The organism is Azotobacter salinestris (genome assembly GCF_009363155.1).
GTDB classification, from domain to species: domain Bacteria; phylum Pseudomonadota; class Gammaproteobacteria; order Pseudomonadales; family Pseudomonadaceae; genus Azotobacter; species Azotobacter salinestris.
In genome coordinates this window covers 769,913-781,653 of sequence record NZ_CP045302.1, presented here as the reverse complement: position 1 = coordinate 781,653, position 11,741 = coordinate 769,913, and the positions used below count along the sequence as shown (strand labels likewise).

Annotated in this window: 12 protein-coding genes; 6 read left to right on the top strand and 6 right to left on the bottom strand. The window is 66.7% G+C overall.

Features of this window, described 5'->3' with window-relative positions:
• The first annotated feature begins 199 nt into the window (after positions 1–199).
• Positions 200–1,762 (top strand): sigma-54-dependent Fis family transcriptional regulator, encoded by a 1,563-nt coding sequence (locus tag GCU53_RS03605; RefSeq protein WP_244307031.1) that lies wholly within the window; start codon positions 200–202, stop codon positions 1,760–1,762.
• 82 nt (positions 1,763–1,844) lie between these two features.
• Here the strand turns inward: GCU53_RS03605 and GCU53_RS03600 are convergent, their stop codons facing one another.
• The 6 genes from GCU53_RS03600 to GCU53_RS03575 form a co-directional block, all read right to left on the bottom strand.
• A complete protein-coding gene (locus GCU53_RS03600) occupies positions 1,845–2,102 on the bottom strand; it encodes a hypothetical protein (protein WP_152386405.1) in 258 nt (85 codons plus the stop codon).
• A 261-nt stretch (positions 2,103–2,363) separates the two neighbouring features.
• Positions 2,364–3,500, bottom strand: a complete 1,137-nt coding sequence (locus GCU53_RS03595) for a glycerate kinase (protein WP_152386404.1) — start codon at positions 3,498–3,500, stop codon at positions 2,364–2,366.
• A 382-nt stretch (positions 3,501–3,882) separates the two neighbouring features.
• Positions 3,883–4,674, bottom strand: a complete 792-nt coding sequence (locus GCU53_RS03590) for an ABC transporter ATP-binding protein (protein ID WP_152386403.1) — start codon at positions 4,672–4,674, stop codon at positions 3,883–3,885.
• On the bottom strand, positions 4,668–5,663 hold the full coding sequence (locus tag GCU53_RS03585) for an ABC transporter permease (RefSeq protein WP_152386402.1): 996 nt from the start codon (positions 5,661–5,663) through the stop codon (positions 4,668–4,670). The genes GCU53_RS03590 and GCU53_RS03585 overlap by 7 nt, the downstream gene beginning before the upstream one ends.
• Positions 5,644–6,711, bottom strand: a complete 1,068-nt coding sequence (locus GCU53_RS03580) for an ABC transporter substrate-binding protein (protein ID WP_152386401.1) — start codon at positions 6,709–6,711, stop codon at positions 5,644–5,646. Before GCU53_RS03580 ends, GCU53_RS03585 begins: the two co-directional genes overlap by 20 nt.
• 123 nt (positions 6,712–6,834) lie before the next feature.
• A complete protein-coding gene (locus tag GCU53_RS03575) occupies positions 6,835–8,025 on the bottom strand; it encodes an acyl-CoA dehydrogenase family protein (protein ID WP_152386400.1) in 1,191 nt (396 codons plus the stop codon).
• Positions 8,026–8,198: 173 nt separating this feature from the next.
• Between GCU53_RS03575 and GCU53_RS03570 the strand changes: the two genes are divergently transcribed.
• The 5 genes from GCU53_RS03570 to GCU53_RS03550 all read left to right on the top strand — a co-directional run bounded on the left by GCU53_RS03570 (position 8,199) and on the right by GCU53_RS03550 (position 11,234).
• Positions 8,199–8,429, top strand: coding sequence for a hypothetical protein (locus GCU53_RS03570; protein WP_152386399.1), 231 nt, complete (start codon positions 8,199–8,201; stop codon positions 8,427–8,429).
• Between the two features lie 97 nt (positions 8,430–8,526).
• Positions 8,527–8,805 (top strand): helix-turn-helix transcriptional regulator, encoded by a 279-nt coding sequence (locus GCU53_RS03565; protein ID WP_152386398.1) that lies wholly within the window; start codon positions 8,527–8,529, stop codon positions 8,803–8,805.
• Positions 8,806–9,064: 259 nt separating this feature from the next.
• Positions 9,065–9,700 (top strand): DNA methyltransferase, encoded by a 636-nt coding sequence (locus GCU53_RS03560; RefSeq protein WP_152386397.1) that lies wholly within the window; start codon positions 9,065–9,067, stop codon positions 9,698–9,700.
• A gap of 2 nt (positions 9,701–9,702) precedes the next feature.
• Positions 9,703–10,041, top strand: a complete 339-nt coding sequence (locus tag GCU53_RS03555; protein WP_208845438.1) for a hypothetical protein — start codon at positions 9,703–9,705, stop codon at positions 10,039–10,041.
• Positions 10,038–11,234, top strand: coding sequence for an Eco57I restriction-modification methylase domain-containing protein (locus GCU53_RS03550; RefSeq protein WP_208845437.1), 1,197 nt, complete (start codon positions 10,038–10,040; stop codon positions 11,232–11,234). The genes GCU53_RS03555 and GCU53_RS03550 overlap by 4 nt, the downstream gene beginning before the upstream one ends.
• Positions 11,235–11,741: the final 507 nt, after the last annotated feature.

Here is an 11,741-nt window from a genome sequence, read left to right as displayed (position 1 = left end):
CTGTATCTCCCGCGGATGCCGCCCCGGCGGCGCAAACCCTACCCGGAGACCCTTTTCAGCCAGCCATGAAAGCCCTCGGATACGGACTGCTGCCCGGCGAATCCCGGACGGCGTTGGAACGACTCAAGCAACCTCTGCGGCTCCGCCACGGGCTGCCGTTGTCCTGGCGGAGCCTGTGCGCATGGGCCGGGAGGCGCCCATGAGCCGGCGTTCCCAGGCGTCGGCGGACGCGCTTTCCGGCCGGGAGCTGCCGGTGCAGGACAAGCCCTGCGAGTGGGACATGGGCGAATGCCGCACCGAGCTGCTGCCGCTGCTCGGCGAGCTGGGGCGCATCGCCAGTGAGGGCGGCGATCTGGCCGGTATCCTGCGCGTCTTGCTGGAGCTGATGCAGCGCCATCTGAAGGTGACGCGCGGCATGGTCAACCTGCGCGAGCCGGAGTCTGGGCGGATCTTCATCCAGCAGGGCTGCGGCCTGAGCGACGAGGAGGAGGTCTCGGGCTGCCTCGCCCGCGGCGAGGGCATCGTCGCCCAGGTGGTGGACAGCGGCCAGGCGGTGGTGCTGCCCGGCGAGGCGGGCAGCCAGTCCTTCCTCTGCGTGCCGATCCGACGCGACCGCAAGGTGCTCGGCGCCATCGTCGCCGAGCGCCATTACGCCAACCGGCAGATGCTCGAGCTGGACGCGGAGATCCTCGCCATCCTCGCCGCCACCACCGCCCAGGCGGTGGAGCTGCACCTGCAGGAGCACGTCCGCAAGGCCGCCCTGGAGGACGAGAACCGCCGCCTGCGCTCGGCTTTGCAGAGCCGTTTCAGGCCCAGCAACATCATCGGCAGCTCGCGGCCGCTGCAGGAGGTCTACGCGCTGATCGAGAAGGTGACCCGTTCGCGAACCACGGTGCTGATCCTCGGTGAAAACGGGGTGGGCAAGGAGCTGGTGGCCAGCGCCATCCACTACAACAGCAGCAATGCCGACGGCCCCTTCGTCAAGTTCAACTGCGCCGCCCTGCCGGAGAGCGTCATCGAGAGCGAGCTGTTCGGCCACGAGAAGGGCGCCTTCACCGGGGCGGCCAACCAGCGGCGCGGGCGTTTCGAGATGGCCGACGGCGGCACCATCTTTCTCGACGAGGTCGGCGAGCTGTCTTTGGCCATGCAGGCCAAGCTGCTGCGGGTGCTCCAGGAGAAGAGCTTCGAGCGGGTCGGCGGCAACCTCACCCACCAGGTCGACCTGCGCATCCTCGCCGCCACCAACCGCGACCTGCGAGGCATGGTGGAGCAGGGGCGTTTCCGCGAGGATCTCTACTACCGGCTCAACGTCTTCCCCATCACCGTGCCGCCGCTGCGCGAGCGCGGCGCCGACATCGCCACCCTGGCGGAGCATTTCGTCGCGCGCTTTTCCCGCGAGCTGGGCATCGCGGTGGAGCGCATCGCCGCGCCGGCGATGAGCATGCTGATGTGCTACCACTGGCCGGGCAACGTGCGCGAGCTGGAGAACGTCATCGAGCGGGCGGTGATCCTCTGCGAAGGCGGGGTCATCGAGACCCACCACCTGCCGCCTTCGCTGCAGACCCCGGCGGTCTCCGAGAGCCCGTCCGCCGCCGGCATCCTCGACGTCCGCCTGGGGCAGGCGGAGTACGAGCTGATCGTCGAGGCGCTCAGGCGGCACCGGGGCAACATGACCGAGGCCGCCGCCCACCTGGGCCTGACCCGGCGCATCCTCGGCCTGCGCATGGCCCGGCACAACCTGAACTACAAGGAATTTCGCTGAGAGCCTGTCCATGGGCTGTGGCGGGCCGGCCATGCCAACGACCAGGCCTCGCCCGGCCGAACGCCAGGCGAACCGGGTTCCCTCAGCGGGGTGCGCTTCCCGAGGCGGCCTCGTTCGACCCGGCCCCGGCCGTCGGCGCCGCTGCCGGTCGCGGTACCAGGCTGCCGGCGAGAATCATGGCCACGAGCACGGCGATGCATCCCCAGACCAGCAGGGACAGGCGTCTGGGAACCTCTCCGGTCTTTCGGTTGCGGAACAGCGACGGGGCGATCACGCCGGCGATGGTGGCCAACGCCAGCGCCAGCGCGAGAGCGCTGAGAATCCCGGCCAGTAAGGGCATCTACTTCCTCCCGCTTTCAAGGGTTGAGCGTCTTTCCGGTTCGCCGGCGCAGCGAAGACCGCCCGGGCCGCTGCCACACCGGGGCCAGCCAGGCTATCTGGCCGGCTGCCGTGGCTGACTGTAGCCGATTTCGGGGCCCGTGACCCGCCTCCGGGACGGGTGCCTCCTGTGTGGGAGACCGACAGCGGAGCCGCCGCGATGCCGGCGAGGGCGTCTCCTGCCGGCCCTGACAAGCCCGGCGACGCCCCGGCGCGGCGGCGCTCAGCCCCGCGCCAGCTGCCAGAGCCGGGCGATGTCGGCGGCGCGCTGGCGCAGCAGGACGGGGGCGTCGGCGAGGGCGGCGGCCAGGCTGATCGGCCCCGGCGCCAGGCTGAAGGCGGCATCGATGCCGTGGCCGTAGAGGCGCTCGTAGCCCTCGCCGAGCATGCCGGCCAGGGCGACGACCGGCACGCCGTGACGCTTGGCGATGCCCGCCACGCCCATCGGCGTCTTGCCGTGCAGGGTCTGCTCGTCGAGCCGGCCCTCGCCGGTGATCACCAGGTCGGCACCGATCACGGCCTGCTCCAGGCCGCTGACCTCGGCGACCAGCTCGATGCCGGGGCGGAAGGCCGCGCCGAGAAAGGTTCGCGCCGCGAAGCCGATGCCGCCGGCCGCGCCGCTGCCGGGGCTGTCCCGCGCATCGCGGCCCAGGGTCGCCGCGCAGACGTCGGCGAAGCGGGCGAGGGCGGCGTCGAGCTGGCGCACCTGCTCCGGCGTCGCGCCTTTCTGCGGACCGAACACCTGCGAAGCGCCGCGCGGCCCGCACAGGGGGTTGTCGACGTCGCAGGCCACCTCGAAGTCCACCTGCGCCAGGCGCGCATCGAGGCCCGTCAGGTCGATCCGCTGCAACTGCGCCAGCGCCGCGCCGCCGGGCGGCAGCGGGCGGCCCTCGGCATCCTCGAAGCGCGCGCCGAGGGCGCGCAGCATGCCGCTGCCGGCGTCGTTGGTGGCGCTGCCGCCGAAACCGAGGACGATCCGCTCGGCGCCGGCCTCCAGCGCCGCGAGGATCAGCTCGCCGGTGCCGTAGGTGCAGCTGCGCAGGGCATCGCGCCGATCCGCCGGCACCCGGTGCAGGCCGCTGGCCGCGGCCATCTCGATCACCGCGCTGCGGCTCTCGGCGATCCAGCCCCAGTGCGCCGTCACCGGCTCGCCGAGCGGGCCGCGCACCAGGGTTTCGCGCCGCTCGCCGCCGACCGCGGCGATCACCGCCTCCACCGTGCCCTCGCCGCCGTCGGCCATCGGCCGGCAGAGCAGCTCGGCCTGCGGCCAGACCTCGCCGAGCCCGGCGGCGATGGCCGCGGCCACCTCGGCGGCCGACAGGCTTTCCTTGAACGAATCGGGAGCGATGACGATCTTCATGGCCAACCTTCTTTTCTTGTCCTGGAGTATGGAGTGCGCGCAGGCGCCGGGCTTCATTCTGCCGGGCACAGGACCGGGTGCGCAGCGGCGAGCGACCGGCCGGCAGGCACGACGGCAAGGCTTGTCCGACCGGAAAGCCGGGGCGGAAGTGCGGCTGGCCGGCCATCCGTTCGACCTCGTATTCGGATCGGAAGCCATCGAGAGGGTGCCGGCGACTCGATTCCGATCGGCCGCTGCCGATCGGGGAGGCGGCGCGGGACGGGGCATGGCGGCCGGCTGGATGGGAGGTCGGGAGCCGGAGGGTCGGTCCTGGCAACCGGCGCCTGCAGGCGAGGGTGGGGGCGCCTATCCGGCCTGCAGGCGCTACACCAGAGATGGGCTCTTACCAGCTGCTGCCCAGCCCGAGCAGCTCCAGCGCCTGCTGGCGCAGCTCGACCAGATGCGGGTCGTCGCGGTGGCGCGGGTAGGGGCGGTCGACCTTCAGCTCGGCGAGGATGCGCGCCGGCCGGTTGCTGAACACCAGCACCCGGTCGCAGAGCAGCAGGGCTTCCTCCACGTCGTGGGTGACCAGCAGCGAGCTGTAGCGCTGCTGCTGCCACAGGCGGATCAGCTCGCTCTGCATGGCGATGCGGGTCAGCGAGTCGAGCTTGCCCAGCGGCTCGTCGAGCAGCAGCAGGCGCGGTTCGTTGACCAGCGCGCGGGCCAGCGCGGCGCGCTGGGCCATGCCGCCGGACAGCTGATGCGGATAGGCGTCGCGGAACTCGCCGAGGCCGACCTTGGCCAGCACCGCGTCGACCCGCTCGCGCTGGCTGTTGATCAGGCCGCGGGCCTGCAGGCCGAGGGCGACGTTGTCCCACACGGTGCGCCAGGGGTAGAGGGTCGGGTCCTGGAAGACCAGGATGCGCGACGGATCGGGCGCGCCGACCGGCTGGCCGTCGACCAGGATCTGCCCGGACAGCGGCGCCTCCAGCCCGGCGACCAGGCGCAGGAGGGTCGACTTGCCGCAGCCCGAGGGGCCGAGCAGGGCGACGCTCTCGCCCGGCTGCAGGCTCAGGTCGACCTGGTTGAGCACCGGCAGGCTGGTCTTGCCCAGGTCGAAGGCGTGGCTGAGGTTCTTCACTTCCAGGTGCAGGCCCCGCGCCGGGGCTGCGCTCTTCAGGCTGGCGCTCACCATTTCACGGCTCCTTTCTGCCAGGACAGGACGCGGTCGCGGACCAAAAACAGCGCCGTGATCAGCCCCGAGCAGAGCAGCGCCATCACCAGCAGCGCGGCGTACATGTTGGCGTAGGCCGCCCAGCCCTGGGCCCACTGCAGGTACCAGCCGAGGCCGGCCTTGACGCCCATCATCTCGGCCACCACCAGCACCGAGAAGGATGCGCCCAGCCCCATGAACAGACCGACGAAGACGTGCGGCAGGGCCGCTGGGATGGCCACCCGGAAGATCAGGAAGCGCTCGCTGGCGCCCAGGGTGCGCGCCACGTCGTAGTAGGCGCGGTCGACGCTGGCGACCCCCGACCAGGTCAGCACCGTGACCGGGAACCAGGTGGCCAGGGCGATCAGGAACACGCTGGCGCCCCAACTGCTGGGGAAGATGAAGAAGCAGACCGGCAGCAGCGCGGTGGACGGCACCGGGCCGAGGATGCGCAGCACCGGGTGCAGCCAGTAGCCGATGCGCTGCGACCAGCCGATCGACACCCCGGCGAGGAAGCCGCACGCCGAGCCGAGCAGCACGCCGTTGGCGAGCAGCCAGAACGAGTGCAGCAGGCTCTCGGCCAGGCGCGGCCAGTCCTCGGCGTAGACCTCCAGCAGCGCCTGCGGCGGGGCGAAGAAGGGCACCGGCAGCAGCGCCAGCTTGGCGGTCGCCAGTTGCCAGAGGCCGAGCAGCAGCGGCAGGGCGATCAGCCACGGGCCGGCCGGGCGCAGGCGCTCGGCGAGCCGGGCGGTCGGGCCGGGGAGCAGGGCGATCAGCGCCAGGAGGGCGGCGACGATCAGGGCGAGGTTGACCAGTTCGCGGGTATAGGGCCAGTCGCGGATGGCGTTGGGCGCCTCGCTGCTGTAGAGGGCGAAGGCCAGCCAGCCGGCGGCCGCCAGCAGGCCGGTCCTCCACACGGCGAAGGGACGGGCGGCGGCGCGGCGCGGCAGTTCAGCTGAATACGTCGGCATGGATGCTCTCCGCGAATTTCCGGGGATCGGTGCTGGCGCGCAGCACTTCCACGGCCTTCAGGTCGCGGGCGTAGACGGCGATCTCGTCGACGAAGGCCTGGCCCACCGAGTAGTGCGCGTGGGTTTGCTCGTTGAGGATGGCGTGGATCTCCTCGGAGCTGGTGTTGACCGCGAACTTGAGGAAGTCCTGGGCCACGGTTTCGGGGTGCTGCGCCGCCCAGGCGTGGGCCTGCAGGATGGCGTGGGTGATGGCGGCGGCGACCGGCTTCTCCTTGCGCACCAGGTTGCCGCCGACGCCGACCACGCAGCAGCTGAGGTTGGCGTATTCCTCGACCAGGTTGTTGGACAGCTCGCGCTTGCCCGGCTGGTTGCGCAGGCGGTACATCATCGGGTCGGAGCCGCTGGCCGCCTGGATCTCGCCCTTCTCCAGGGCGGTGCCGAGCAGGTCGACCGGGTAGGTCCGCCAAGTCACGTCGCGGATCGGGTCGACGCCGTGGCGCTTGAGCATCAGCGAGAAGAAGTTCTTGTCCGGGCTGGCCATGTCGGTGACGCCGATGGTCTTGCCCTTGAGCTCCTCGAGGGTGCGCGGGCCGTCCTCCTGGGCGATCAGGCGCAGGCAGCCGCCGTGGGTGCCGGCAGTCAGCTTGACGTCGAAGCCCTGCTCCAGCGCCTTCAGCCAGCGCAGCGCCATGCCGGTGGCGGCGTCGGCCTTGCCGGTGGCCAGGGATTCGAGCAGCACCTCGGTGGAGTGGCCGAAGTTGACGAACTCGACCTCCAGGTTGTGGTTGCGGAAGAAGCCCTGGCTGTCGGCCACCGCGACCGGGGCCAGGCAGATGGCGTTGAGGTTGGTGGCCAGCTTGAGCTTGCGCGGCGCCGGCAGCGCCCAGCCCTTGGCATCGAGCGAGAAGGCCTGTGCGGCATGGCCGGCGTGGCCGGCATGGGCGTGTGGATCGGCGGCCCAGGCGAAGCGGCCGACGGTGGCGGCCGCGGCGGCGGTGCCGGCCAGGCCGAGCAGGCGGCGGCGGGAGAGGGAGGGATTGAAGGTCATGCGCGTCGTTTCCGTGAGTGTCGAGTGTTGGATTCGGTGCTTGAGGAGAAAGCGGCTTTCGGCTCCCTCTCCCCCTGGGGAGGGGAGCATCCATGCGCGCCGCTTCCTGGGTCGACGGATGTGCTAGAGGCCCAGCGCGGTCTGGCCGGCCTTGACCAGCACGACGTCGCTCTGCGGCGTGTGGATGCGTCCGCACAGTACGTCGCGGTAGTGCCGCTCCAGGGGGTTGTTCCGGCTCAGGCCGTGGTTGCCGGAGGCTTGCAGGGCCAGCTCCACGACGCGGATGGCGTTGTCGGTGACCAGGTGCTTGAGCTGGCCGCTGGCCTCGAGCGGCAGGCGCCGGCCGGCGGCGGCCTCCAGCAGGCTGCGGTTGACCAGCAGCAGGCTGTCGATCTCGCCGACCAGCTGCTGCAGGCGCGGCAGGCTGGCGAGCGGCGCGCCGAGCGCGCTCGGCGTGCGCTGCTTCAGCCAGTCGACCAGCCAGTCGCGGGCGGCGCGGGCGATGCCGTCGTAGAGGGCGCCGAGCAGGGCGCCCATCCACAACAGGCCCTCGGGGTCGAGTTCGGTATCGGTGCTCCGGCGGCTGGCCGGCGCCACGTTGACCGCGTGCTCCAGCGGCACCAGCACGTCGTCGAAGTCGATGCGGTGGCTGCAGGTGGCGCGCATGCCCAGGTGGTCCCAGTCCTCGACGATGCGGATGCCGGGGCTGTCCTTGCGGACCAGCCAGACGCCGACCAGCGGGTCGGGGTCGTCGCTGCGGGCGAACACGTTGCACCAGGTCAGCCCGTGGCTGCCGGTGGAGTAGAGCTTGCTGCCGCTGATCCGCCAGCCCTCGGGCGTGCGCCGGGCGACGGTGGCCGGCAGGCCGCCGCGCGAGGGCGAGCCGAGCGCCGGCTCGACGCGCAGCGCGTTGATCAGCGCGCCGTCCTCGACGGCCTCGCGGACCACCCGCTGGCGCAGCACTTCCGGCCACTGCGGGTTGTCCTGCAGGCGGTTGTGGTGGAGGTACTGCATCGCCAGGATCAGCGCGGTGGACGGATCGCCCTTGGCCACCGCGCCGATGGCCTCGACGGCCTCGGCCAGACCGCCGCCCAGACCGCCCTGGGACAGGGGAATGGTCAGGGCCAGCAGGCCTTCCTGATGCAGGCGGCGGAAATTTTCCTGGGGAAACTCGCCGCTGCGGTCGTAGTCGGCGGCGCGCCCGGCGAATTCCTCGCCGAGACGGTTCAGCAGCGCGGAAAAGGCCGGGCTGCCGGGGCGGACGGGCGAGCCCGCGGCTGCCCGGGAAGGGTTGCGAAGTGGAGTGATGCTCATCGGAATGCACCTGGGGCGACTGTCACGATGCCGAGTCGTCCGGTGGTCCGGTGGGCCAGCCATCTGTAGCGCCGGTTCATGGGCCTGCAGGAAGTGGTAGCCCAATACTGCATGCATAAGAGAGCAATCTGAAATTCGATTTTCTTATAAATTAATATTCCTGGGTTTTAAATTTGGCTGCCATTAATTTGCTTTATTTGCATTTTGTGCGTGGTTTTCATGCATGCCGCGCGGGTTCGATGGGTAGGGTGGATGGCCGAAGCCATCCACCTTCGTTCGGCTTCGCCATCGCCATCGGCCTGCTGCTGTTAGGGCAGCGCTTGAATCGGCGTGAATGCGCCTGCATGACGGAAGGCAATAAATTGCCTGTTTCGCACGAGCAAGACGTCAAAATAGGCATTTAAATACCTTTTTAGTGTTTGGATGGGCCAGAAATAGGCACTATGATGCCTATCTGGACCGACTCACACGGAGAACGCGGCAGTCGCTGCCAGACATGCCATGAAGAAGCCGGAAGAAGACCGCGGCGCGGTACTCGACGAAATCCGCCAGCAACTGGCCGACGGCACCCTGAGCTTCGGCGGCGCGATCCGCCAGCTGCGCCTGCGTGTCACCGGCCTGAACCAGACCGACTTCGCCCGCATGTGCAAACTCTCCCTGCGCACTCTGCGCCAGCTCGAACAGGACGCCGGCAACCCGACGGTGGCGACCCTGGACAGCGTGTTCAGGTTGTTCGGGATGCGGGTGGGGATTGTTGCGGGGAGGAGGAGGGGGACGTGAGGGGGATCATATTAATCCGGCAATACGAAAGCACAAATAAGGCTCATACCAGTATCGGCATATATCCTTGATTTTCAAGGAGAAACCAAAATACAGAAAGTGCCCTATTGTATTGCCGGATTAATAATCGGCTCCCAATAGACGCCATTGCCCGATCTCACAATAGGTCGCTGTCAAGCTTTTTACGGCATAGGGACACTTGGAAGCATGAGGCATAATGCCAAATTCCTTGGATATCGCAGCCCGAAGCCTTTTGCCCATGAGTCTGATCAAGTCCCGAAAGCGCGTTGCCGATCACGGAGAGGTATTCACCCCGGCGTGGATGGTCGAGGCGATGCTCGACCTCGTGAAGGATGAAACTGAGCGCATCGATTCCCGCTTCTTGGAGCCGGCGTGCGGGAGCGGGAACTTCCTTGTCCGGGTCCTGCAACGCAAGCTCGCCGCCGTCGAACTTAAGTACGGCAAGTCGGACTTCGAGCGACGGCACTATGCGCTGCTCGCGCTGATGTGCATCTACGGCATTGAGCTGTTGGCGGATAACATTGCCGAGTGCCGGGCGAACGTGCAGGAAATCCTCGCCGACTACCTGAATATCGAGGGGGCGGACGATCTGTACCGGGCCGCCTCTTGCGTACTTTCACGGAATCTCGTTCACGGTGATGCCTTGACGATGCGCAGCAGCGATGGCCAGCCGATCACCTTCTCGGAGTGGGGCTACCTCGGCAAGGGCAAGTTCCAGCGCCGTGACTTCCGCTTTGACGTTCTCACCGGTTCGTCGGCCTTCAGTGCGGAGGGTTCGCTCTTCGCCCACCTCGGCAAGCACGAAATCTTCATGCCGACGAAGACCTATCCGCCGATGACGGTGAGCGAGCTGGCTGCTCTGAAGGGAGATTGAGCATGGCCAAGATCGACGTACAAGGCACGCCCGTCGCTGTCATTTCCGGCGGCGCCGACGATTACGCCAGCGACGCGGACTTGCTGAACATGGCTCTGTTCGGCAAAACCGCGAAACAGTGGCGCGACGAGAACCCCGACAGCAAGGGCAACATCCGCGACGAGGTCAATGCCTCGCAATTGGTCTGCCTGGCCAACTTGGAAACGCTGAATGCGCATTTCATCCATCAGGGGCTGGTGCAAGCCGAACGGCTGAAGCAGCTAAACCAGACCGCCATGCATCAGATGAAGCTGCTGTTGGCGGACGCGGGCGCACGGCGACTGGAAGGGAATCAGCCATGAGCGGGAAGGCGGAGGCCTTGATCGAACAGGCCAGTTTCTCCCTGCGGGGCCGCAATCCGGATGTGCTGACCTGCATCGCAAATCTCTCGAACGATGAGGTCTTCACGCCGCCCGAGTTCGCCAATCGGATGCTGGACACGCTAGCCGAGGCCTGGGCGGCCAGCCATGACGGGGCGAACCTATGGGCGGACAAGACAGTTAAGTTCCTCGATCCTTGCACCAAGTCGGGCGTATTCCTGCGGGAAATCACCAGCCGTCTTACCAAGGGACTGGCAGACGAAATGCCAGACCTCAAAGAGCGCGTCAATCACATTCTGACCAGGCAGGTGTTCGGCATCGGCATCACGCATCTCACCAGTCTGCTGGCGCGACGAAGCGTTTATTGCTCGAAGCACGCCAATGGCCTGCACTCCATCGCCAAATCCTTCATGAGTGACGCAGGCAATATCTGGTTCGAGCGCGTCGAGCATACCTGGGAAAAAGGCAAGTGCCTGTACTGCGGTGCCAGCCAAGCGACTTATGACCGAGGCGAAGGATTGGAAACCCACGCCTATGCGTTCATTCACACTGACGACATTACAACTCGGCTGGCCGAGTTATTTGGGGGTGATATGCGGTTCGACGTGATAATTGGAAATCCGCCGTATCAACTCGGCTCGGACGGCGGCACTCGCGACGTGCCTATTTATCAGCATTTCGTTGAGCAGGCGAAAAAGCTTGAGCCGCATTTCCTCACCATGGTCATTCCGTCGCGGTGGATGGCTTCCGGACTTGGGCTTGGCGAATTCCGGCAGGCAATGCTTGGGGATCGACGGATGCGCGAGTTGGTTGACTATCCAGCGGCAAGCGACGTATTTCCGGGGGTCGAGGTCAAGGCGGGCGTTTGCTACTTCCTATGGGATGCTACACACGATGGCGATTGCAACGTAACGACCATCCGGACTGGAGAGGTTGTAGGGCCGATGGCACGCAACCTTGGCGAGTACGATGTGTTTGTGCGGGATGGGCGTTCCATGTCAATCCTGCGAAAAGTTCAGAAGCGCGGAGAACTGTCCATCAATACGATCCTCGCTCGCGACAAGGAGTTTGGCTGGACGTCAAATTTCGACGGATTCCACGAAGTGAGGTGTGCCGAGGATTTGCCGCTCTACTACATCCGTACTATTAATCCGGCAATACGAAAGCACAAATAAGGCTCATACCAGTATCGGCATATATCCTTGATTTTCAAGGAGAAACCAAAATACAGAAAGTGCCCTATTGTATTGCCGGATTAATATGAAGCGCAGTGTGGGCTATATCGGGCGCATGGAGGTTACCAAGAGTACACATCTCATTGACACCTGGAAGGTTCTCGTTCCTAAGGCGTACAACGGCGGCGACGGCATCCCTCATCAAATATTGGGTAAACCGCTCATGGCCCCGTCGCCCTCGGTCTGCACTCAGTCATTCCTCTTCTTCTACGTTGGCTCGGAGGACGAAGCCAAGAGCCTCTAGTCGTATTACACGACTCGATTCTGTCGATTCTTAGTCTCGTTGCGGAAGATTACGCAGGACGCGACACACTCTGCTTACACTTGGGTTCCGATGCAGACGTGGGACCGCATTTGGACCGATGACGTCCTCTACGAGAAATACGGCATCACCAAGCAGGAGCGGGCATACATCGAGTCCCAAGTCAGGGCGATGGATCTCGGCAG

What these genes read in the sequence shown, in the direction of transcription:
- GCU53_RS03575 (WP_152386400.1), bottom strand. Translation starts at nt 8,025, where the DNA reads ATGAGCATCACTCCACTTCGCAACCCTTCCCGGGCAGCCGCGGGCTCG.
- GCU53_RS03605 (WP_244307031.1), top strand. Translation starts at nt 200, where the DNA reads ATGAGCCGGCGTTCCCAGGCGTCGGCGGACGCGCTTTCCGGCCGGGAG.
- GCU53_RS03550 (WP_208845437.1), top strand. Translation starts at nt 10,038, where the DNA reads ATGAGCGGGAAGGCGGAGGCCTTGATCGAACAGGCCAGTTTCTCCCTG.
- GCU53_RS03585 (WP_152386402.1), bottom strand. Translation starts at nt 5,663, where the DNA reads ATGCCGACGTATTCAGCTGAACTGCCGCGCCGCGCCGCCGCCCGTCCC.
- GCU53_RS03560 (WP_152386397.1), top strand. Translation starts at nt 9,065, where the DNA reads ATGAGTCTGATCAAGTCCCGAAAGCGCGTTGCCGATCACGGAGAGGTA.
- GCU53_RS03580 (WP_152386401.1), bottom strand. Translation starts at nt 6,711, where the DNA reads ATGACCTTCAATCCCTCCCTCTCCCGCCGCCGCCTGCTCGGCCTGGCC.
- GCU53_RS03595 (WP_152386404.1), bottom strand. Translation starts at nt 3,500, where the DNA reads ATGAAGATCGTCATCGCTCCCGATTCGTTCAAGGAAAGCCTGTCGGCC.
- GCU53_RS03565 (WP_152386398.1), top strand. Translation starts at nt 8,527, where the DNA reads ATGAAGAAGCCGGAAGAAGACCGCGGCGCGGTACTCGACGAAATCCGC.
- GCU53_RS03555 (WP_208845438.1), top strand. Translation starts at nt 9,703, where the DNA reads ATGGCCAAGATCGACGTACAAGGCACGCCCGTCGCTGTCATTTCCGGC.
- GCU53_RS03590 (WP_152386403.1), bottom strand. Translation starts at nt 4,674, where the DNA reads ATGGTGAGCGCCAGCCTGAAGAGCGCAGCCCCGGCGCGGGGCCTGCAC.
- GCU53_RS03600 (WP_152386405.1), bottom strand. Translation starts at nt 2,102, where the DNA reads ATGCCCTTACTGGCCGGGATTCTCAGCGCTCTCGCGCTGGCGCTGGCG.